At 68.9% G+C, this 21,905-nt stretch carries 15 protein-coding genes and 1 pseudogene; 6 read left to right on the forward strand and 10 right to left on the reverse strand.

The features are described from left to right. Positions 1-153: 153 nt before the first annotated feature. Entirely contained in the window at positions 154-8,316 is an 8,163-nt protein-coding gene (locus tag I8J32_RS15070; RefSeq protein ID WP_245156352.1) for a putative Ig domain-containing protein, read from the reverse strand. A 316-nt stretch (positions 8,317-8,632) separates the two neighbouring features. Between I8J32_RS15070 and I8J32_RS15100 the strand changes: the two are divergent. From I8J32_RS15100 to I8J32_RS15115, 4 genes and pseudogenes are all read left to right on the forward strand, one after another. Continuing rightward, positions 8,633-9,135: pseudogene (locus tag I8J32_RS15100) on the forward strand (phage tail protein). Between the two features lie 50 nt (positions 9,136-9,185). Then, on the forward strand, positions 9,186-9,713 hold the full coding sequence (locus I8J32_RS15105; protein WP_200615940.1) for a phage tail protein: 528 nt from the start codon (positions 9,186-9,188) through the stop codon (positions 9,711-9,713). A 63-nt stretch (positions 9,714-9,776) separates the two neighbouring features. Beyond that, positions 9,777-10,310: a phage tail protein gene (locus I8J32_RS15110; protein WP_200615942.1), complete on the forward strand. Its 534-nt coding sequence runs from the start codon at positions 9,777-9,779 to the stop codon at positions 10,308-10,310. Between the two features lie 12 nt (positions 10,311-10,322). Next, positions 10,323-10,865, forward strand: a complete 543-nt coding sequence (locus I8J32_RS15115; RefSeq protein ID WP_207526655.1) for a GNAT family N-acetyltransferase — start codon at positions 10,323-10,325, stop codon at positions 10,863-10,865. Between the two features lie 68 nt (positions 10,866-10,933). On the opposite strand, the gene I8J32_RS15120 is transcribed toward I8J32_RS15115, so the two are convergent. The 9 genes from I8J32_RS15120 to I8J32_RS15160 all read right to left on the reverse strand — a co-directional run bounded on the left by I8J32_RS15120 (position 10,934) and on the right by I8J32_RS15160 (position 19,852). Further along, positions 10,934-11,221 (reverse strand): DUF6916 family protein, encoded by a 288-nt coding sequence (locus I8J32_RS15120; protein ID WP_200615945.1) that lies wholly within the window; start codon positions 11,219-11,221, stop codon positions 10,934-10,936. Between the two features lie 64 nt (positions 11,222-11,285). Then, a complete protein-coding gene (gene argH, locus I8J32_RS15125; RefSeq protein WP_200615946.1) occupies positions 11,286-12,575 on the reverse strand; it encodes an argininosuccinate lyase in 1,290 nt (429 codons plus the stop codon). A 56-nt stretch (positions 12,576-12,631) separates the two neighbouring features. Further along, complete coding sequence (gene argC, locus I8J32_RS15130; RefSeq protein ID WP_200615948.1) at positions 12,632-13,603, reverse strand: N-acetyl-gamma-glutamyl-phosphate reductase; 972 nt, start codon at positions 13,601-13,603, stop codon at positions 12,632-12,634. Beyond that, positions 13,596-14,207: a GNAT family N-acetyltransferase gene (locus tag I8J32_RS15135; protein WP_200615949.1), complete on the reverse strand. Its 612-nt coding sequence runs from the start codon at positions 14,205-14,207 to the stop codon at positions 13,596-13,598. Before I8J32_RS15135 ends, argC begins: the two co-directional genes overlap by 8 nt. Positions 14,208-14,209: 2 nt before the next feature. Continuing rightward, complete coding sequence (locus tag I8J32_RS15140) at positions 14,210-15,508, reverse strand: acetylglutamate kinase (RefSeq protein ID WP_407060972.1); 1,299 nt, start codon at positions 15,506-15,508, stop codon at positions 14,210-14,212. 177 nt (positions 15,509-15,685) lie between these two features. After that, positions 15,686-16,771: an acetylornithine deacetylase gene (locus I8J32_RS15145; RefSeq protein WP_200615952.1), complete on the reverse strand. Its 1,086-nt coding sequence runs from the start codon at positions 16,769-16,771 to the stop codon at positions 15,686-15,688. 25 nt (positions 16,772-16,796) lie between these two features. Continuing rightward, positions 16,797-17,999: an argininosuccinate synthase gene (locus I8J32_RS15150; protein ID WP_200615954.1), complete on the reverse strand. Its 1,203-nt coding sequence runs from the start codon at positions 17,997-17,999 to the stop codon at positions 16,797-16,799. 169 nt (positions 18,000-18,168) lie between these two features. Further along, the gene (locus tag I8J32_RS15155) at positions 18,169-19,173 is read right to left on the reverse strand and encodes an N-acetylornithine carbamoyltransferase (RefSeq protein ID WP_200615955.1); all 1,005 of its coding nucleotides are present in this window, start codon (positions 19,171-19,173) and stop codon (positions 18,169-18,171) included. A 280-nt stretch (positions 19,174-19,453) separates the two neighbouring features. Beyond that, positions 19,454-19,852, reverse strand: coding sequence for a hypothetical protein (locus I8J32_RS15160; RefSeq protein WP_207526657.1), 399 nt, complete (start codon positions 19,850-19,852; stop codon positions 19,454-19,456). A gap of 156 nt (positions 19,853-20,008) precedes the next feature. Between I8J32_RS15160 and cysS the strand changes: the two genes are divergently transcribed. Together cysS and I8J32_RS15170 are read left to right on the forward strand one after the other, a co-directional pair. Further along, positions 20,009-21,376 (forward strand): cysteine--tRNA ligase, encoded by a 1,368-nt coding sequence (gene cysS / locus I8J32_RS15165; RefSeq protein ID WP_200615958.1) that lies wholly within the window; start codon positions 20,009-20,011, stop codon positions 21,374-21,376. Between the two features lie 43 nt (positions 21,377-21,419). Further along, entirely contained in the window at positions 21,420-21,863 is a 444-nt protein-coding gene (locus I8J32_RS15170; protein ID WP_200615960.1) for a SufE family protein, read from the forward strand. Positions 21,864-21,905: the final 42 nt, after the last annotated feature.

The raw sequence follows: 21,905 nt of genomic DNA on the forward strand, positions 1-21,905 counted from the left end.
CGGGCAGTGGGATCTGGACGGCTGGAGCCGCCCACGAAAAAGCCGGCCTGGGGCCGGCTTTCGCGTTTCAGCGCTCGGTCCGGGCGGTTTCCGCTGGCCCCACAGGCGGCTGCAGCCGCCTGCGTTGCCTCGGCGCGCCGGACCGCGCCGCACTCAGAACTGCTTCTCGACGTTGAGCATGATCGAATGCTCGTCCTGGTCGTCGTTGCCGAACAGGCCGCGGTATTCGGCCTTGAACAGCCAGTCGTGCTCGGTCTGCAGGATCGCACCGACGCCCAGCAGGAAGCGGCTGCTGTCCAGCTCGGTCAGGCGGGTGCGGTAGAAGGGCCCGCCCAGCAGGTCGGCATAGGTCAGCGTGGCCACGCCCGGATCCTCGAAGTCGTGCTGGTACTCCAACCGCAGCAGGGGCGAGAACAGGCCCCAGCCCGTGCGGCGGCGGAACTCCACGCGCAGGCCCAGGTTGCCGGTCGTGCTGTCCACGTCCTGCTGGCTGTAGTGCAGCGCGTAGACCGGATCGCCCTGCTCGGTGAAGGCATCCAGCTCGCCGCGCGCCACGTCCAGCCGCAGGTACGGCGCCAGCGTGTAGGACTCCTCGCGCTTCTCATAGGTGGTCGACAGCGATCCGAACCACTGGTCGCCATCGCGGTCACCGGTGACCATGCCGCCGGTCGCGGTGACGTGGCGCCGCGAGTCGTAGGACAGGCTCTGGTAACCCAGCAGCAGATCGACGAAGAAGTTGTCCGCCGGCTGGTGGCTGCCGTACAGCGCCAGGCTGCGGGCCGACGCCTCGCTGCGGGTGCCGTTGTCGCCCACGTCCGTGACGTCGCGGCCGTAACCCACGCCCCCGCCCAGGACCAGTCCCGGACTGAAGCGATAGTCGACGCCCAGGCTGACGGCGCTGGTCTCGAATTCGAAGCCATTGCCCGGGCCGCGCAGGTCGTAATCGCCAAAGGCCATGGCACCGGCCGTCCAGATGCCAACCGGCGCCTGGCTGCCTGGGCCGGACGGTGTCTCACCGGCCGGCGAAGCCGCGCTGCTGACCGGCGAGCCGAGCGGCTCGTCGGCGCAGCGCTCGCCCGGCCGCTCCGCGCGGCCGTCGTGGCAGCGCCGCGTGATCGCCACGGTCAGGCCGTTGTCGAAGCCCTGCCCCGCACCCGCGTCGTGCAGGCGTTCCATGCGCGACTGGAAGTTGTCGATCTGGCCATGCGCGAACCGCTTGGCAGCCGCGCTCTGCGCCACCAGCAGGCCCTGGACCTCGGCGTCCTGCGTCGGGTCGGGGCGGGCCGTGACATCGATGGTCACCACCGCCGGGGAGGACGTCGCGAACGCGTTGCCCAGCGTGTAGCTGACCTGGGCCGTTCCGACAAAGCCCGCACTCGGGGTGAACGTCAGCACGTATTGGCGAGCGTCGGCAGCACCCGCGGCGGTGACCACGGTCGTGCCGGCCGCGGCCGGGATGATCGTGACCACGTCGGCCGCGGTGAACGGTCCGCCGCTGGCGCCTTCGGTCAGGTTCACGTCCACCGCGATTCCGGCCAGCGTCGTCGCGTTGTGGGCGACGGCGATGGGCAGCGGGTTGATGATCACCGTCGACGTGATCGGCGCGGACGGCCCGAACGCGTTGTTGAGCGTATAGGCGATGGTCACGCTGCCCGACGCATCTGCCGCGGGCGTGTAGGTGATCGTCGTCCCGGCCACTTCCACCACGCCCTGCGGCGGCGTAGTCACCAGGGTGACGCCGGTGAACGGCGCGCCCGTGGCGCCCGTGGCCGCGTCGAAGGAGACCGGCTGGCCGGCCAGCGTGGTCACGGTCTGCGGCACGCCCGTGGGCACCGGCAGCGGGATGACCTCGACCGACACGGTCGCGACGTTGGACGTACCGCCCGGGCCGGTCGCGGTGTAGGTGAAGCTGTCGCTCCCGGCGAAGCCGCTGGCCGGCGTGTACTGGACTTCCAGCCCGGCCACCACGGCCGTGCCATGCGCCGGCGTGGAGGCCAGTGCGATCGAGCCGATCGTGCCGGAATCGTTGGCGGTCACCGCAATGGTTACCGGCGTGCCGGCATCCGTGGAGGCGGCATCATCGACCGCCACCGGCAGTGCGTCCGCGATGGTGAGGGTGAAACTGTGGGTGCCGGTGAAGCCGAGGCCGTCGGTCGCGGTGACCTGGAAACTGAAACCGCCCGTGGCCGTTGGCGTCCCGGCCAGACTGCCCGTCGTGGCCAGGCTGATGCCCGGCGGCAGCGCCCCGGACGTCACCGCAAAGGTGTACGGCGAGGTGCCGCCCGTGGCGGTCAGGGTCTGGGAGTAGCCGGAACCGACGACGCCATCGACCAGCGCGGCTGGCGTGATGGTGATTGTCGGCGGCGGCGCGATGGTCAAGGCGTACGCCTGCTCACCGTAGAAGCCGTTGAGGTCGGTCGCACGGATCGTGAAGTTGAACGTGCCCGATGCGGTCGGCGTGCCGGAGAACGTGCCATCGCTGGCCAGGGTCAACCCGCCCGGCAACGCGCCGGCGGCTACCGTGAAGGTGTATGGCGCGATGCCACCGGCAGCCGACAGGAACTGCGAGTAGGCGAAGCCGACGGCGCCATCGGGCAGCAGGTCCGGCGTGATGACGACCACCGGAGTTTCGACGAACAGCGAGAACGCCTGGTCACCGGTGAATCCGTTGGCATCGGTGACGCGCACGGTGAACGCGAACGTGCCTCCCGCCAGCGGGATACCGGAAATGTCGCCCGAACTGGTGAGGCTCAGCCCGGAGGGCAGACCACCGGACACCAGCGAGAAGCTGTACGGCGCCACGCCACCGGTGCCTGCCAGCGACTGGCTGTACGGGCTGCCGGCCAGGGCGTCGGCCAGCGTGTCGGGGGTGATCGCCAGCACCGGCGCGCCAATGGCAATCGCATAGGCCTGATCGCCGCCGAAGCCCAGGGCGTCGGTGGCCCGCACGGTGAAGTTGTAGGTGCCGTCGGCCGTCGGTGTACCGGAGAGGACGCCCGCGCTGCTGAGCGTCAACCCGGTCGGGAGCGAGCCGGCCACCACGCTGAAGCCATAGGGACCGGTGCCGCCACTGGCGGTCAGGCTCTGGCCGTATCCCACGCCGGCAACGCCATCGGGCAGCGTGGCGGGGGCGATCACGATGCTCGGAGCGATGATGACCAATGCATAGGCCTGATCGGCGCTGAAGCCCAGGGCATCGGTGGCGCGCACGGTGAAGTTGAACGTACCGCTCGACACCGGCGTGCCCGACAACAACCCCGCGCTGCTGAAACTGATACCCGTTGGCAACGTGCCCGACAGCAGGCTGAAGCTGTACGGCCCGGTGCCGCCGCTGGCGCTGATGGACTGGCTGTAGGCGACGCCGCCATTGCCGTCAGGCAGCGTGGCCGGCGCGATGACGACGGCAGGTGCGGCGATGACGAGGCCATAGGCCTGATCCACGCTGAAGCCCAGTGCGTCGGTGGCCCGCACGGTGAAGTTGAACGTCCCGGCCGCCACCGGCGTACCGGACAGCACACCTGCACTGCTGAAGCTCATGCCCGCCGGCAACGTGCCCGACAGCAGGCTGAAGCCGTACGGCCCGATGCCACCACTGGCGGTTATGGTCTGGCTGTAGGCGACGCCCGCGACGCCATCGGGCAAGGTCGCCGGTGCAATGGCAAGGGTCGGCGCGGCGATGACCAGCGCGTAAGCCAGGTCGGCCGTGAAGCCAAGGGCATCGGTCGCCCGCACCGTGAAGTTGAAGCTGCCGGCGACCGTCGGCGTGCCGGAAAGCACGCCTCCACTGCTGAAACTCATGCCCGTCGGCAGACTGCCGGAAAGCAGGCTGAAGGTGTGCGGCCCGGTGCCGCCACTGGCGGTGAGGGTCTGGCTGTAGGCGACGCCCGCGAGGCCATCGGGCAAGGTCGGCGGTGCGATGGCGATGGTGGGCGCGGCGATGACCAGCGCGTAGGCGAGGTCGCCCGTAAAGCCGAGGGCGTCCGTTGCGCGCACCGTGATGTTGAACGTGCCGGCGGCCGTCGGCGTGCCGGAGAGCACGCCGCCACTGCTGAAACTCATGCCCGCCGGCAGAGCGCCGGCAAGCAGGCTGAAGTTGTATGGCGCGGTGCCACCACTGGCGGAGAGCGCCTGGCTGTACGCGACGCCAGCCAGGCCATCAGGCAGTGTCGCCGGAGCAACCACGATGGTCGGCGCGGCGATCACGAGGCTGTAGACCTGGTCGCCCGTGAACCCGTTGGCGTCAGCCGCGCGCATGGTGATGGAGAAGGTGCCGGCCGTCGTCGGCGTCCCCGCAAGTACACCCGCGCTGCTCAGGCTCAGGCCGGCGGGCAATGAACCCGCCACGAGGCTGAAGGCATACGGTGCGGCGCCACCCGTGGCGGTGACCGTCTGGCTGTAGGCCACGCCACCGACGCCGTCGGGGAGCGTGGCGGGCGCGAACACGATCGTCGGCGCGGCGATCACCAGGCTGTAGGCCTGGCTGCCGAGCGTGCCGCCCGCGTCCCTGCCCTGCAAGGTGAAGTTGAACGTCCCCGTGGCCAGGGTCGTCCCCGACAACAGGCCGCCGGGCGACAGGGTCAGCCCCGCCGGCAATGCGCCGGTGATCACGGTGAACCCGTACGGCTCGACGCCGCCACTGGCGGTGATCGCCTGCGAATAGGGCAGACCGGCCGTGCCATCAGGCAGCGTGGAAGGCGACAGCACGAGGACCGGCGCCACGTCGACCTGCACGACATAGCTGCGCGAGATCGAGAACGGGGCACCCGCGCCAGTGCTGCTGTCGGTCGCCGTGAGGGTGAAGTTGAAGGTACCGGCTGCCGTCGGCGAACCCGACAGCAAACCCGATGCCGCATCCAGGCTCAACCCGGGCGGCAGTACACCGGCGGTAATCGCGTAGGCATACGGCGCCGAGCCGCCAGTCGCGGTAAAGGCCTGGCTGAAGGACGCGCCTACCAGCGCGTTGAAGGGACCCGCGGCCGGCGGCAGCGTCAGCGCCGGCGGCAGCACGTCGAGGGTGACGGCCTGGTTGACGGTGAACGGGCCATTGCCGGTACTGGAGTCGGTCGCCGACACGGTCAGGCTGAAGGTGCCCGCGACACTGGGCGTGCCGGACACCGTGACACTGTCGGCCGTCGTCGCCGTGATCGCCAGGCCGGCCGGAAGGCCGGTCACGGCACCGCTGTACGGCGCAGCGCCACCGCTGAAGTTGAAGGTCTGCGAGAAGGCCCCACCGACGATGGCGCCCAGCGCCCCGTTCGGGGTGATGGTGATGGTCGGATCGGCGACGGTGATCGAGACCGTGGCCGGCGCCGACGTGCCCGCGCTGTTGCTGGCCGTGTAGGTGAAGCTGTCCGGCCCGGCGTAGCCGGCCGTCGGGGTGTAGGTGATGCTGGTGCCACTGGCCGTGGCGATGCCATGCACGGGCGCGCTGCCGATGCTCACCGAATCCGGCACGCCGCCGGTGACGTTCAAGGTGATGGGATTGGTCGAACTGCCGTACGCGACCGTGGCCGCTACCGCGTTGGCGACCGGTGTGATGTCCGCGACAACGACGCTGTAGGCACGGCTGCCCGAATACGGCCCGCTGCCGGTGCTGCTGTCGGTGGCCGTCACGGTGAAGTTGAAGGTGCCGGTCGCCGTCGGCGTCCCGCTGAGAACGCCGGAACTGCTGAACGCCAGGCCCGGCGGCAGTGCGCCAGCGGAGATGGCAAACGTGTAGGAACTCGTGCCCCCCGTTGCCGACAGACTCTGTGAGTAGGCCGCGCCCAGGGTGCCGTCAACCAGCGTGGCGGGCAGTACTACCACCGTCGCAGCCGCAACGGTGAGCGTGTACGCGCGGCTTGCCGTGTAAGGCCCCGCGCCGGTGCTGCTGTCGGTCGCAGAAACAGTGAAGCTGAAACTGCCACCCGCGGTGGGCGTGCCCGAAAGCGTGCCGTTCGCCGCCAGCGAGATACCGGCAGGCAACGTACCTGCGGTGACCGCGAAGGCGTACGGGGCAGTGCCACCGGAGGCGATTACCGTCTGCAGGTAGGCGCCCCCCACCGCTGCGTCCGGCAACGTCGCCGGGCCGACCGAAATCGTGGGCGCGGCGATGTTCACCGTGTAGGCGAGCGCGCCGGTGAAGCCCAGGGCGTCGGTTGCGGTCACGTCGAAGCTGAAGGAACCGCCGGCGGTCGGCGTGCCCGACAGCGTGCCATCGCTGGCCAGTGTCAGTCCGACCGGCAGCGCGCCGGCGGTAACGGCGAAGGTGTATGGCGCCGTGCCGCCGCTGGCGGTAATCGCCTGGCTGTACGCCGCTGCCACGGTGCCGCCGGGCAGCGTTGCGGGCGACACGCTGATCACCGGCGCGGCGATGGTGAGCGAATAGGCCCGTGAGCCCGTGTAGGGCCCGCTGCCCGTGCTGCTGTCGGTCGCGGTGACGCTGAAATTGAAGGTGCCACTGCCGGTGGGCGTGCCACTGAGCACGCCAGCCGCCGACAGCGTCATGCCGGCAGGCAGAACGCCCGCCGTTATCGCGTAACCGTAGGGCGCCGTGCCCCCGCTGGCGGTGATCGCCTGGCTGTAGGCCACCGCCTGCGCGCCATCGGGCAGCGACGCCGGTGCGATGGACACGACCGGAGGGGAGATCAGCAGCAAGTAGGAGCGGCTGCCATTACCCGAGTTCGCATCCGTCGCCGTGACGGTGATGTTGAACGAGCCGCCCGCGGTCGGTGTGCCGCTCAGCACGCCTGCAGTGGACAGGCTGAGACCGGCCGGCAGGGCGCCGGCGGTGACCGCGAAGCCATAGGGCGCGGCGCCGCCACTTGCCGTAAGCGTCTGGTTGTACGCCGCCGCCACCGTACCGGAGGGCAGCGTGGTGGGCGAAACGATGATCACCGCCGAGGCAATGGTCAGCGAATACGCCCGCGATCCGGTGTAGGGAGCACCGGTGCCCGTACTGCTGTCGGTGGCGGTCACGGTGAAGTTGAAGATGCCGGCGACCGTCGGCGTTCCGGTGAGCGCACCGCCCGCCCCCAGGGAGATGCCCGCGGGAAGACTACCGGCAGTCACTGCAAACGAACGCGGCGCCGTGCCCCCACTGGCGGTGATCGTCTGGCTGTACGCCACACTTTGCGTGCCACTGGGCAGTGTCGTCGGTGCAACGGTGATGGTGGGCGCGGCCACCGTGAGCGTGTAGGCGCGCGACCCGGTGAAACCGTTGTTGTCGGTGGCCGTCACCGTGAAGTTGAAGGAGCCGCCAGCGGTGGCGGTCCCCGTCAGCGCACCTGCGCTCGACAGGGTGAGGCCCGCCGGGAGCGCGCCCGCGGTGACTACGAACGAGTACGGCGCGGTGCCCCCGCTGCCCGTGACGGTCTGGCTGTAAGCCACACCGACCGTGGCGCCTGGAACCGTGGCCGGATTGACGACGATCGTCGGTGGCGGCGTCACCGTCATCGTGACGTTGACCACCTGGAACCAGCTGCCAGGCCCCGTGCTGGAGTCGGTGACACGGATGCCGAAGGTATAGCTGCCCGCCGTGGTCGGCGTGCCGCTGAGCGTGTTGCCCGACAGCGTCAGACCCGGCGGCAGCGGGAAGGACGGGTTGGGTTCCCACATCAGCGACATCGGGGTGACCCCGCCCGACGGGGTGAAGGTGACCGAGTACGGCGCCGTGACCACGCCATTGGGCGGCGGGTTCGGCGTCAGCGAGAGCGTGCCGCCGGCGACGGTCGGGTTGTAGCTCTTGACCCCGAACGCGGCGGTGGCGTCGGTGGCGCGCACTGAAAACGCAAACGGGCCGCGCTGCGTCGGCGTGCCGGACAGTACCCCTGCACTGCTCAGCGTCAATCCGGTGGGCAAGGCGCCGCTGTCGAGGGTGTACGTGTAAGGACCGACGCCGCCGCTGGCGGCGAGCGTCTGGCTGAAAGAGGTGCCTGCGGTGAGCGCGGGCAGCGACGCCGGCGCGATGGTGATGGACGATGCCGGGCCGATGGTGACGTTGACCTGGACGTAGAAACCCGAGCCGTCATCGAACCGGAACGTGTCGCTGAGCGCGCTGTCGCCGTTGTGTGCGTAGGTGACCGTGCTGGCCAGCGTGTCGATGGTGACCGACCCGTGCAGCGGCGCCACCATAAGGAACCCGATGCCGAAACCCTCGTGGCAGGCGTTGGCGTTGATCGTGCCCGAGCCGGCGTTCGGAATGCTCAGGGTGAATGGCGCGGGGCAGCGCGGCGAGGCGACCTGCGCGCGTGCCGCCTGCGGCCACAGCAGCGCGGCCATCACAAGGACCACTGCCGCGAACCAGAAGGTCAGCCGGGACTGTGCACCGACGGACAAGCCCCGAAGGGCGGACGGACTACGGCGCATGTGCTGTCCTCGCAAAACGGACAGCCATCAATGGCTGCCGCCGCCGGCTTGCCGGCAATGACTGATTCCATGTCGGCCGGCACCGGATGCTGGACCCGGAGTCGCCTCCCCTTAGCGAACTGCAACGCCATTCGAACAGGAAAGCGGCCATCGCGAAAGTGCCTTAGGCAAGCGGCACATGGCTGTCCCGCGGTTACCCCAGGGCATTTGCTATTTGCCGGGAGCGAGGTGAAAGTGCATGCCGCGCGCGGCACATGACGAGCCGCGGCACATGGGGACAATGGACATGACCGAGGTCTTTCTCGGGCAGATACTGCCCGCGGGGTTTCAATTCGCGCCCAAAGGATTTGCCCAATGCAACGGACAGTTGCTTGCGATAGCCCAGAACCAGGCACTCTTCTCGCTGCTGGGCACACAGTACGGTGGTGATGGACGCGTCACCTTCGGGCTGCCGGACCTGCGCAGCCGCACACCGATCGGTTTCAGCAACGACTATCCGATAGGCGCCGCCGGTGGCGCAGAGACCGTGACCCTGACGACCCAGAGCCTGCCGGTGCACGTGCACCAGCTGGCCGGCACCGCGGCCACCAACACCACGCGCAATCCCAATGGCGGCCTGCTGGGCACCGCAACGGCCAACCTCTACGCCCCGACGGGCGGACCGCAGGTGGAACTGGCCGCGGGCAGCGTGGCCAGCGCCGGTGGCACCCAACCGCACGAGAACATGCAGCCTACAGCGTGATCAATTTCTGCATCGCGCTGACCGGCATCTTCCCCTCGCGCAACTGACGCCCGCGGCCACGCCGGCCCCGCGTCCATTAGCCACTGGAGTTCCATCCATGAGCTCACCCTACATCGGAGAAATCCGGTTGTTCGGCTTTTCGCGCACCCCACAGGGCTGGCAGCCCTGCGACGGCAGCATCCTGCCGATCTCCAACTACGACACGCTGTTTTCCCTGATCGGCACCACCTACGGCGGTGACGGCCAGAACACGTTCGCCGTGCCCGACCTCCGCGGCCAGGTGCCGCTCCACCAGGGCCAGGGCCAGGGCCTGACGATGCGCACCATCGGCGAGCGCGCCGGCGCCGAGAACGTCACCCTGTTGCCTGCGCAGATGCCCGCGCACGTGCACAGCCTGTCGGCGACCACGCTGGCCGCCAACGCGACTGCGCCCTCCGGCACGGTCGAACTGGGATCGGTGAGCGGCGACACGCTGTACGCCACCGACCTCGGCGTGGGCACGGTGGGGACGTCGGTGGCATCGACGACGCCCGCGGGCGGCACCCAGCCGCACGACAACCTGATGCCCACCCTGACGGTGCAGTTCTGCATCGCGCTGGAAGGCATCTACCCGCAGCAGAACTGAGCCACCTGGCTGCCGGAAGGCACACACCGCGGCCGCGGCCGCGACCACATTGGGGACACCATCATGACCGAGCCATTCATCGGCGAGATCCAGATCTTCGGCTTCAACTTCGCGCCGCGTAACTGGGCGCAATGTGCGGGGCAGATCCTGCCCATCCAGCAGAACACCGCCCTGTTCGCGCTGCTGGGCACGCAGTACGGCGGCAACGGCACGACCAATTTCGCCCTGCCCAATTTCCAGGGCAACGCGGCGTGCAACCAGGGCCAGGGCCCCGGCCTCACACCGCGCACGACGGGCGAGACCTTTGGCGAGCCCACGGTCACGCTGACCCAGAACGAGATGCCGGCCCACCAGCACGGCCTGACCGTCTACGCCCAGAACGATCCGGCCAAGCGCTCGGCCTCGCCCGCCACAGGCAACGGCTTGGCCTCGCCCGCCACGTTTGCCGCATTCGCCCCCGGCAACAGCCCGTCGGTGATGATGGCCACGGGCCTGGTCGGCCAGGCCGGGCAAGGCCAGCCGCATCCCAACCAGCAGCCGTACCTGGCGATGAACTTCTGCATCGCGCTGAGCGGAATCTTTCCCTCCTTCGGCTGAGGCCCGCGCACGATGCGGTTTCCCGGACAGACCCAGGTCCGGTTCCAGGCACCCGCGCTCCTTTGCGAGCGCGGGATTGGCCTGCGCGCGGCCAACGAGGGCGACCTGCCCTTCCTGGCCCTGCTCTACGCGCAGACACGCGCCGCCGAACTCGCCGCCGTCCCCTCGCCGGACCACATCCGCCAGGCGTTTCTCGACAGCCAGTTCGCCCTCCAGCACCGGCACTACGTGCAGCAGTATCCGGAGGCCGACTTCCTGGTGATCCACCAGGGTGATCTGCCCGTGGGCCGCTTCTATCTCGCACACGAGATCGAGGACGATCTCATCGTGGACATCGCACTGCAGCCGCACTGGTGCGGCCAGGGCATAGGCGCGGTACTGATCAAGGCGACGCTGCAGCAGGCTGCCGTCCACGGGCGCGGCGTGCACCTGCATGTACTGCACGGCAATGCCGGCGCAAGGCGGCTCTACGAACGCCTTGGTTTCCAGGTCGTTGGCGACACCGGAAGCCATCTGCACATGCGTTGCGCGCCGGCCGTTGCAGGCGCCGGTTGAGCTGACTCAGCCGGGCCGGCTCGCCCAGTTGAAGTGGGCCCGGATGGAAAGGCCCAGTGGAAGCAGGCTCAGTTGAAGATGGCCTGGTAAAGGAATCCGTCGCGCTCGCGCGCCACCGGCACGAGGAAGACGCCGATCTCGCCCAGCCTGGGATGCTGCATCCGGTAGGTCTGCTGCGGAAACAGGAATGCCGAGGCATTGCGGAACAGCAGGGCAAACGGCGCACGAGCCGCGATGCCACCGGTCGGCAGGCCGCGGGCTTCCACCAGCACGAAGGGCACCTCGCCCTCGTTGAGCGCGGCCGGGAACGTCTCGTTGACGTGCCCGGTGAAGTGATCCAGCGTCAGCAGTTCCATTGCACTCTCCCCTTGTCCGGCGCACATCGTGTCCATGCGCGCGGCGTGGCGCAAGTGGCGCGGGTCAGCTCAACTCCGCCAGTCGCGAGCGCAGCGTGTCCAGCCGCAACGCGCCCGCGCCCCCCGGTGAGGTGCGGGCGGCCAGGCTGTCCGCCGCGTCGCCCTGCTGCCATCGCGCCGGGTCGGCGGCCTGGCGGTACGCGTCGCGAAACGGCACGCCTTGGCGAGCCAGGTCGACCGCCAGGTCGGTGGCGAACATCGACGGTTCGATCGCCGCGTGCATCCGGTCGACGCGCCATTCCAGATTGCGCAGCAGGTCGGGCAACAGCTCCAGGGCCGCCAGGCCGCGGCCGAAGGCGTGGAAGATCGCGCCCTTGGAGAACTGCAGGTCGCGGTGGTATCCCGAGGGCAGCGACAGCAGCTGCTCGATTTCCGTGCGGGCGGCGGCGGCCGCCGAGTAGGTGCCGCGCATGAGTTCGATCACGTCGGGATTGCGCTTGTTGGGCATGATCGAACTGCCGGTGGTGTATTGCGGCGGCAGCGAGACGAAACCGAATTCGGCGCTGGTGAACAGGCTCAGGTCCCAGGCCAGGCGGCGCAGGTCCAGCAGCGCCGATCCCAGTGCCTCGATCGCGGCCATCTCGAACTTGCCGCGCGACAGCTGCGCGTACGCCGCCGCCACCTGCAGCCGGCCGAAGCCGAGGGCCTGCGTGGTGTGGTCGCGATCCAGCGGCAGGTTGATCCCGTACCCAGCCGCGCTGCCCAGGGGGTTGGCGTCCACCCATGCCAGCGTCTGCGCGGCGCGCACCGCGTCGTCGATGAAGCCCTCGGCCCAGGCCGACCACCACATGCCCGCGGAGGAAACCATCGCGCGCTGCAGGTGCGTGTATCCCGGAAGTGGAAGCGACGCCTCTGCTTCCGCCCGGGCCAACGCGACCTCGGCCGATTCGCGACACAGGGCGCCCAGGCGCGTCAGCCGGTCCTTCAGCCACAGGCGCGTGGCCACCAGGATCTGGTCGTTCCGGCTGCGACCGGTATGGATGCGCCGGCCGGCATCCCCCAGTCGTTCGATGAGACGGGCCTCGATCGCCGAGTGCCCATCCTCGAACCGCTCGTCCAGCACGAAACGGCCCTGTTCGAAGTCCTGCGCCAGCGCCGCCAGTTCGCGCGTGATGCCGTCCAGCTCATCGGCCGACAGCATGCCGATGCGCTGAAGGCCTTCGGCATGCGCCTGGCTGGCCCGGATGTCGAACAGGAAGAACTCGCGGTCCAGGACCACGTCCTCGCCGGCGAGGAAGTGCTGGATGCGTGCGTCCACCTGGACGCCGGGTTTCTGCCACAGCAGGTCAGACATCGATATCTCCGAGGTGTCCCGGGCGTGCGCGTGGAGCCCGGCATGTGCCAGTGGGTTCAGACGGGAATACCCAGGGTCTCGTCCAGGCCAAAGGCGAGGTTGAGGTTCTGCAGTGCCTGTGTGGCGGCACCCTTGAGCAGGTTGTCGATCGTGGCCACGACCACCAGGCGGCGTGCGTCTTCCGATACCGCGAAGCCGCCGATCTCGACATGGTGCGCGCCCGCGATCGCACTGACCCAGGGCGCGTCCTCGGCCACGCGCACCAGCGGCTCGTCCGCGTAGAAACCGCGGTAACGCGCGACGGCGGCGCTGCGTTCGATGGGGTCGCGCAGATGGAGGTTGGCGGTAATGGTCAGTCCACGGAAATGCGGGGCCACGTGCGGCATGAACTCGACCGGATGGCCCAGTTGCCGGCTGACTTCGCGCTCGTGCACGTGCCCGGTCAGGGCATACGGCATCAGGTTGTCGCGCAGCTTGTCCGGGTCGTTCTTGTCGGACGGCGTGGTGCCCGCACCCGAGTAGCCCGAAACACCAAAGCATTGCACCGGACCGTCGAGCGCATCGCGCAGCGGCGCGATCGCCAGCTGCATGGCGGTTGCGTAGCAGCCCGGATTGCTGATGCGCCTGCGTGCGTCGCGCCGGTCACGGGTAAGTTCGGGGAGCCCGTAGTACCAGCGGTCGTCGAAGCGGTAGTCCGCCGACAGGTCCACCACCCATGTCCCGGGTGCCATCCCATCGATGGCCTCGACGAAGGGCGCCGCCTTGCCGTTGGGCAGGGCCAGCACCACCGCGTCGACGCCCTGCCCGGCCACGTCCTGCGGCCCGAGTGATCCATAGACCAGATCGCCCGAGTAACCCGGTTCGTGCGCATCCAGCCGCTGGCCCGCGCGCTCGCGCGAGGACACGAAGGCCAGATCCAGCGCCGGATGCGCGGCGACCAGCCGGATCAGCTCCGAGCCGACGTGGCCGCGGGCGCCCACGATGCCGATCCGCCGCCGTGTGCTTGTCTGCGGGCTGTGCTCAGTCATGGCGCGCCAGCTTCATCCGCAGGTGATTGTTCACCGCCGGCCACTCGTCCTGGGTTATCGAAAACACCACGGTGTCCCGCAGCGTCCCGTCGCGATGCCGCATGTGGTTGCGCAGCACGCCGTCCTGGCGTGCGCCCAGGCGGGCGATGGCCGCGCGCGAGGCCTGGTTGAACCAGCTGGTTTCGAAGGTCACCGCGGCGCAGTGCAGCGTTTCGAACGCGTGTGTGAGCAGCAGCAGCTTCGCCTGCGTGTTGAGGCCAGTCCGCTGCACGCGCGTGGCATACCAGGTGTAGCCGATGCACAGGCGCGGCACCCGGGGGTCGAGCTGGTAGTAGCGCGTCGACCCGACCACCTCCCCCGCCGCGTCGCGCACGGCAAACGGCAGCGCTTCGCCGCGCGCCTGCTGGTCCAGCGCGGCCTGGATGTACTCCTGCGCTTCCTCCGGCCGCGGGATGCTCGTGTACCACAGCTCCCACAGCCGGTCGGGCCGTACCGCCGCCCGCAGGCCGTCGGCGTGCTCCAGCCCCAGCGGTTCCAGGCGGACGTGCTCGCCCGACAAGGTCGGCACCACGCTCCAGGGGGACAGGTCTCGTTCCATGTTCATGCTCAGTCCTTCAACGTGGGCGGTCGGCCGCTGCAGTGTTCGACGCAGTGCGCGATCTGCTCGAATGTATCCAGGCCGTACCAGAAGACCTTCCACTTGTCTTCCTTGATGCAGCCGTCGCTCTCGGCGAAGTAGAAGCCGTTGACGGGATTGCCGCGGCGCGAGCGCCAGAACAGGCGAGGCGTTTCGTCGCGCATCACCTGCCAGACCGCGCGGCCCAGGCCCTCGCCCTGCGCCTCGTCGAGCACGGCGAACTTGTCCAGGTAGGTGTAGCCGTCCTCGTCGGTGAGGATGACGGCCGCACGGTAGTTCTCGCTCACGTAGGCGCGCAGCAGCCTGGTCCGATCGAAGTAGTCCGGCATCAGCCGGCGTCCGAACGCCGACTCGATCAGTTCACGCAGCCGCGCCACGTCCAACTCGTCCCAGTGCCGGACGCTGAGCACGCGCTCGCCGCGCCTGACCACGGTGCCGGAGCCGCGATGGGTGAACAGTTCCTTGGCCAGCTCCGCCGGGCGCGTGATCGAGACCGACGACGACAGCGGCAGGACGTCCAGCAGGTCCTTGATCTGCTCCAGTTTCACGCGCATGCCGCCATTGATCCACGGCTGCGCGATCAGGTGTTCGTACTCGGTCGACAGGTTGATCGAATCGATCACCTTGCCCTTTTCGTCCAGCAGGCCACCGGTGCCGGTCAGGAAGACGATCTTGTACGGTTGCAGGGTCTTGATCAGTTCGTTCGCCGCCCAGTCGGCGTTGACGTTGACGATCTGCCCCTGCTCGGTCTCGGCCAGTGATGCGATCACCGGGATGGAGCCGACCTTGATCGCCGCCTGGATGCCGTCGGTGTCCACGCGGACCACGCGACCGACCAGTTCGTAGACGTCGCGGTCGAGGAACTCGGCCTCGAACACCCCCGACTGGATCGACGTGGCGCGCACACCCTGCGCCTGCAGCGCCTCGACCAGCTTGAGGTTCTCCTCCCGCATCACCCGGCGCACCACGCCCAGGACCGGACCGTCGGTGACGCGCAGGTTGTTGACCGTGCGCTTCTCGATCCCGGCCAGGCGCATCTGCTCGTCGAGCTGCGGTCCCGCGCCGTGCACGACGATGGGCGTCAGGCCCACCTGCTGCAGGAACGCGAGCGAGGACACCAGCGCGTCGATGTCGTCGCGCAGCACCGCACCGCCGACCTTGACGACGGCGAAGCGCGAGGCGTCGACCTGGGAGAAGCGCTTCAGGTACTGCTGGATCTCCTTCGCGCTGGCCATGTTGGACAGCAGCCGGACGATCGTATTGCGCATGTCGGTCATGGTCAGCCTGAACTCAGGAGGCAGCGTCGCTGTGGCAGACCGGAAGTGCCCCCCGATCGCCCGCCAGGACGGTCGTGGCGGAGGCGTCGGCCTGCGAAGCGCGAGGCTCGATTACGGCAAAGGCGGATTTTGCATCCGAGGACACGGCGTGGGCGGTGGCGCTCATGGTCAGGCTTCCAGTAGACGGCGGTAGGTGGTGGCGGCGGCATGAAGCTGGTCCAGGGCGACCCACTCATCCGACGTATGGGCCTGGGCGATGTCGCCCGGGCCGTAGACGATTGCGGTCAGCCCCGCGGCCGAGAACAGCGATGCTTCGGTCCAGAAGTCCACGGCATTGCCGATGGGGAGGTCCAGCGCATCGGCCAGGTCCCTCGCCTCCAGGCGCCGCTGTTCGGCACCGGCGACATCGCCCGCCGGCAGCGGCGGGCCGCGGAAGGTCTCCTCGTAGTGTTCGATGGCCCCGGCCGGCGCCAGCGCGCCGAACTGGGCGTGCAGCGCGTCGATCGACATCGAGGGCAGCGGCCGGAAGCCGAAGCGCACCTCGGCGGCAGGCGCGATCATGTTGGCCTTGATGCCGCCATCCACGCGGCCGATGTTGAAGCGCAATCCCGTGAGCCCGCCGAAGCGCTGGTGCGCCTGCGACTCGACCAGGTCCAGCGCAGCGCTGCCCCAACGCATCGCATGGTGCAGTGCGCTGGCCTGCAGGGCCTCCTGACCCGAGGCGTGCCCCGCCCGGCCGGTGAATCTCATCAGCACCGACGCGATTCCGCGATGGGCAAGCACGGCCTCGCACCGCGTGGGCTCGGCGACGACCGCTTCGCTGAAACCGTGCGGACTGGCGAGGAATCCGGCGATGCAGCGCGGGTCGTTGGCCTCCTCGTCGGTACTGAACAGGAACGCGGCATCGCCTGTCGTCTGGGCGGCCGCGACCAGCAGACCCGCCGCCGCGCCCTTGATGTCGCACGCTCCAAGGCCGATGGCGCGGTCGGCTGTGACACGCAGGCGGTGCGGGTCGGCCGTCCATGCCGGCGAGGCCGGCACCGTGTCCATGTGCACGTTGAATACCCGCCGGGGTTGGCCGCGCACGGCCAGCATCGACACCGCGCCGGCGCCGAAGTCCGTCACTTCGATGCGGAAGCCGGGCAACTGCGCGCGCAGGTAATCGAAAATGCCACCGGTGCCGATCAAGCGCGGCGGATTGCGGGTATCGAAGGCCACCAGCGCCTCCAGATGCCTGAGTACGTGTTCGAGCATGTTCGTGTCCCGTCCTTTGGCTGGCTCAGCCGCGGTTGACCTGCGCCCACAGCGTGCTGCTCATGCCGAACAGCTTGATGAAGCCCTCCGCCTCGGCCACGCCCCAGTCCGCCGCCTGCGCGTACGTCGCGCCCTTGGCATTGAGGATGTGGGGCGAATCGATGGCAACGGCATTCACCAGCCCGCCCTGGGTTTCCAGCACGACCTCGCCGGTTACGGTCGACTGGCTCGAGGCGAGGAACGCTTCCAGATCGGTCTTGAGCGGGTCGTGGAAGAAGCCTTCGTAGACCAGCTCGACCCACTTGCGCGCCACGTCGGGCTTGAAACGGTTCTGGTGCTTGCTCAGCACCGCTTCCTCCAGCGCGCGGTGCGCCACCAGCAGCGCGGTCAGGCCCGGCGCTTCGAAGATGATCCGCCCCTTCAGGCCGATCGTCGTGTCGCCGGTGTACAGGCCACGGCCCACGCCATACGGGGCGAGCAGCGCGTTCAACCGGGCCAGCAGCACGTGGCCCGGCAGTTCCTCGCCATCGAGCGCCACGGCCTCGCCATTGACGAAGCGCAGGCGCGCCTGCAGCGGCTGGGCGGGCCATTCCGCCCGCGGACTGCACCAGCCGCGCGCGCCGGGCCCCGGCGCCTGCCAGCGGTCGATCTCGCCACCGGACATGGTCAGGCCCAGCAGGTTCTCGTTGATCGTGTAGGCCTTCTGCTTGGCCCGCACCTCGAAGCCGCGCGCTTCCAGGTACTCCTGCTCGTACGCCCGCACCTGCGTGTGTTCCTTCTGGATTTCGCGGATCGGCGCCACGATCTCGTAGTCGCCCAGCGCCTTGACCGCCAGGTCGAACCGCACCTGGTCGTTGCCCATCCCGGTGCACCCGTGGGCGATGGCGCGCGTGCCCAGTTCCTCGCAGCGCTGCAACGCGGCGTCGACGATCAGGTACCGGTCGGATACCAGCAGCGGGTACTGCCCCTGGTAGCCCTCGCCCGCCCAGACGAAGGGCTTCACGAATCCGGCCCAGATCGCCGGGCCGCCATCGACCGTGACGTGCGAGGCCACGCCCAGCTCGGCCGCGCGCTGCTCGATGAAGGCGCGTTCTTCGGCATCCACGCCGCCGGTGTCCGCGAACACGGTGTGCACGCGCCAACCGCGCTCCTGCAGGTAGGGCACGCAGAAACTGGTGTCGAGACCGCCGGAGAAGGCGAGGACGATGTCGCGGATGGGGGTGGTCATGATCGGGGCCCGAAAGGAATGAGGATCTGGAAAGAAGTGCGGAGACGAACGGCGGAAACAAGTCGCGTCGGGATGGATGGGATTGCGGCCGGGCGGGCGGAGCAACGTGCTGCGAATGGGGGCGGCAACGATGCTCCCCGCGCACGCTCCACGCCGCTCCCGGCAGGCCTCACACCAGCGCCGCCATGATCGCCTTCTGCACGTGCAGGCGGTTCTCGGCCTCGTTGATGGCGATGCAGGACGGCGAGTCCATCACGCCATCGGTGGCCTTGATGTTCCTGCGCAGCGGCAGGCAATGGCTGAAGACGCCGTCGCGCGTGAGCGCCATCTTGGCCTCGTCGACGATGAAGTGGCGGTATTGGTCCCGGATGGGCTTCTCGGGCGCCCAGTTGCCGAAGTACGGCAGCGCGCCCCAGCTCTTGGCGTAGACCACGTCGGCGCCCGTGTAGGCGCTCTCGATGTCGTGGCTGACCTGCAGCGACCCGCCGCTCTCCACCACGTTGCGCTCGGCCCATCCCATGTAGCGCTCGTCGAGCACGTAGTCAGGCGTGGGGCACAGCAGGGTCACGTCCATGCCCATGCGCGTGGCGATGGTCAGGGCGGAGTTGGCGACCGCGGTGTTGAGCGGCTTGGGGTGGTAGGTCCAGGTCAGCACGTACTTCTTACCGCGCAGGTCGGTCGTGCCAAAGTGCTCCTGCAGAGCCAGGATGTGCGCCAGCTCCTGGCAGGGATGGGTGATCGTCTCCATGTTGATGACCGGCACGGGCGAGTATTTCGCGAAGCCTTCCAGCACGCGGTCCTGGCGGTCCAGCGACCAGTCGACGAACTTCGGGAAGGCGCGGACGCCGATCAGGTCGACATAGCGACCCAGCACCTGCGCCACCTCGGCGATGTGCTCCTCGGCCTCCCCGTCCATCACCGTGCCCAGGTCGAACTCGATCGGCCAGGCGTCCTTGCCCGGCTGCAGCACGATCGCGTGCCCGCCCAGGTGGAATGCGCCCAGTTCGAAGCTGGTGCGGGTACGCAGCGACGAGTTGAAGAACACCAGCGCGATGGACCGGCCCTTGAGCTGGTCGCCCAGGCGGTTGCGCTTGAACATCGCGGCCTGGGTCAGCAGCGCGTCGAGGTCAGGACGGGACCAGTCCTGGGTATTGAGGAAGTGCTTGGGGGGCATGACGGTCTCCGGAGGCGAAAAACGGGTGGAATCCCTGGGTTTTCGCTGGACCGGAAACGACAAAGCCCAGCGCGATGGCTGGGCTTCGTGTGGAACACGAACAGGCGGTGGCGCCCGTTACCCAACCAGGATTGGTGGCAACGGTCGGCGCGCGCGCGAGGTCATGCCCGCCGCCATCCAGGCGGAGGTCATCACATCGGCGTCGGCGCGGTTCGGGTTCATGAGGGCGCGAATGCTCGCATGCATGGCTCCCGGGCGCAACCCGCGCGGCATCACGCGCTCAGGGCGCCGGGCTGGAGGCGACGACCGGGCTCACGGCGATACGGACCCGAAGGCGGTTGCCCGGATCCTCCGGGAGCCTGGACCGGTACTTGGCGCCCTTGTAGACGTAATCGACGTCGTAGGCGATGGGGCGCCGGAACTCGCGTTCCACGGGCACGTTGCGGCAATTGGCGGCAGCGGCCTGCTGCTGTTGCTGTTCCCGCCGCAGCGCCTCCTTGAGGGCCCCGACGGCGCGCGTCAGGCGGTTGGGCTGCGCCGGGGGATCGCAGCGCTGCTCCATCCGGGTGGCGGTCAGCGTCTGGTAGACGGGCGTCACCCGCAGCACCTGGGCGTAGTCGAAGCGGACGTTCTCGGCCTGGATGACCGTGTTCTGCGCGTACGCCTGCCCGGCCAGCAAGGCCCAGGACCACGGTCAGCGAGGGCAGAAAACAGGAACGGGGCATCGCGCGCAGGTCGGGCTCGTGTCGAAGGATTGTAGGCGACAGTCCCGCCCAGGCCCTGAATCTCCGCTAAGGCCGGCTAAAATGGCGGCAGGACAGTCGCGACACCCTACATGACCCTGCATCTCTTCAACAGCCTGACGCGACGCGTCGAGCGCTTCGCTCCCCTCGATCCCGCACGCGTGACGATGTATCTGTGCGGGCCGACGGTCTACAACTTCGTGCACATCGGCAACGCCCGCGGCCCGGTCGTGTTCGACGTGCTGTCGGGTCTGCTCCGCAGACGCTACGGGGGCCTGGCGTACGCGCGCAACATCACCGACATCGACGACAAGATCAACAACGCCGCCAGCGAGCAGGGCGTTCCGATCGCGACCATCACCGACAAGTTCGCCGCGGCCTATCTGGAGGACATGGACGCGCTCGGCGTGCGCAGGCCGGACCTCCAGCCCACGGCCACGGGCCACGTGTCGCACATCATCGCCATGATCGCGCGCCTCATCGAGTCCGGCCACGCCTACGAGGCCGAGGGCCATGTGCTGTTCTCGGTCGCCAGCTTCGACGGCTACGGCAAGTTGTCACGGCGCGATCCGGAGGAAATGCTCGCCGGCGCACGCGTCGAAGTCGCGCCTTACAAGCGCGATCCGGGCGACTTCGTATTGTGGAAGCCATCGACGGGCGATCTGCCCGGTTGGGATTCACCGTGGAGCTACGGCCGCCCCGGCTGGCACATCGAATGCTCTGCGATGGCGCAGGCCCACCTGGGCGAGACCATCGACATCCACGCCGGCGGCGTCGACCTGCAGTTCCCGCACCATGAGAACGAGATCGCGCAGAGCGAGTGCGCCCACGGCGGCAAGCCGTTCGCGCGCTGGTGGCTGCACAACGGCATGCTCAATTTCGGCGGGTCGAAGATGGCCAAGTCGGTGGGCAACATCCAGCGCGTGCACGACCTGGTGCGCGCCTACCCGCCCGAGGCGCTCCGCCTGGCGCTGCTCTCGGCGCAGTACCGGCAGCCGCTGGAATGGTCGGACGCGCTGATCGAGCAGAGCATCCGCACGCTCGACCGCCTGTACGGGACGCTGCGCGACCTGGCCGACGTTCCCGCTTCCCCGGCCATCCCCGTCGAAGTGGATGCCGCACTGGACGACGACCTCAATACGCCGGCCGTGCTGGCCGAAATCGCCCGCATCGCGGGCGAAGCGCGCAAGGCCGAGGCGCCGCAGGAGCGCGCACGCCTGAAGGGCGAACTGCTGGGCGCCGGCCTGGCCATGGGCCTGCTGCAGCAGGCGCCCGCGGACTGGTTCGCCCGCGGCGCCGCCGACGACGACGATGCGCGCATCCAGCTGCTGATCGACGAACGCAACGCGGCCAAGAAGTCGCGCGATTTCGCGCGCGCCGATGCCATCCGCGAGGACCTGTTGGGACAGGGGATTCTCCTGGAGGACACGGCACAGGGCGTACGCTGGCGTCGCGCGTGAAACACCGGCGCGCACCTTCATCCCCCTTCAACCCAGAGTTGCCTTGATCGCCTCGCCGTTCCCCCTCGAACCCACCGCCGAGCAGGCCCAGGCCGCGATCCGCGAGGAGTTTGCGTTCTTCGGCGACTGGGCCGAGCGCTACCAGTACCTGATCGACCTGGGACGCAAGCTCCCGGAATTTCCCGACGACTGGAAGACCGAAGACAACCGCCTGCGCGGCTGCCAGTCGATGGTGTGGATCGTGGGCGAAGGCGATGCCGATCGGCTCGACTTCCATGCCATCAGCGATTCGGCCATCGTCTCGGGCCTGATCTACCTGGCCCTGCGCGTGTACGCAGGCCGCAGCGCCAGCGAGATCCTGGACACGCAGGCCGATTACATCGCCGACATCGGCCTGGCCAAGCACCTGTCGCCCACGCGCAGCAATGGACTGACGGCACTGCTGGGCTTCATCCGCGACCGCGCCCAGGCGCTGGCGTGCACCTGACCCGGAGCCGCCCGGACAGGATCCAGGGTGCGACGACTGCGT

Origin of the sequence: Lysobacter solisilvae (assembly GCF_016613535.2) — a bacterium.
In the GTDB taxonomy this organism is placed as follows: Bacteria; Pseudomonadota; Gammaproteobacteria; order Xanthomonadales; family Xanthomonadaceae; genus Agrilutibacter; species Agrilutibacter solisilvae.

Bases quoted from the DNA above. Each gene is read 5' to 3' on its own strand.
- I8J32_RS15135 (WP_200615949.1), bottom strand. From the start codon at position 14,207: ATGAACATGGAACGAGACCTGTCCCCCTGGAGCGTGGTGCCGACCTTG.
- I8J32_RS15145 (WP_200615952.1), bottom strand. From the start codon at position 16,771: ATGCTCGAACACGTACTCAGGCATCTGGAGGCGCTGGTGGCCTTCGAT.
- cysS (WP_200615958.1), top strand. From the start codon at position 20,009: ATGACCCTGCATCTCTTCAACAGCCTGACGCGACGCGTCGAGCGCTTC.
- I8J32_RS15140 (WP_407060972.1), bottom strand. From the start codon at position 15,508: ATGCGCAATACGATCGTCCGGCTGCTGTCCAACATGGCCAGCGCGAAG.
- I8J32_RS15115 (WP_207526655.1), top strand. From the start codon at position 10,323: ATGCGGTTTCCCGGACAGACCCAGGTCCGGTTCCAGGCACCCGCGCTC.
- I8J32_RS15120 (WP_200615945.1), bottom strand. From the start codon at position 11,221: ATGGAACTGCTGACGCTGGATCACTTCACCGGGCACGTCAACGAGACG.
- I8J32_RS15150 (WP_200615954.1), bottom strand. From the start codon at position 17,999: ATGACCACCCCCATCCGCGACATCGTCCTCGCCTTCTCCGGCGGTCTC.
- argC (WP_200615948.1), bottom strand. From the start codon at position 13,603: ATGACTGAGCACAGCCCGCAGACAAGCACACGGCGGCGGATCGGCATC.
- argH (WP_200615946.1), bottom strand. From the start codon at position 12,575: ATGTCTGACCTGCTGTGGCAGAAACCCGGCGTCCAGGTGGACGCACGC.
- I8J32_RS15110 (WP_200615942.1), top strand. From the start codon at position 9,777: ATGACCGAGCCATTCATCGGCGAGATCCAGATCTTCGGCTTCAACTTC.
- I8J32_RS15155 (WP_200615955.1), bottom strand. From the start codon at position 19,173: ATGCCCCCCAAGCACTTCCTCAATACCCAGGACTGGTCCCGTCCTGAC.
- I8J32_RS15105 (WP_200615940.1), top strand. From the start codon at position 9,186: ATGAGCTCACCCTACATCGGAGAAATCCGGTTGTTCGGCTTTTCGCGC.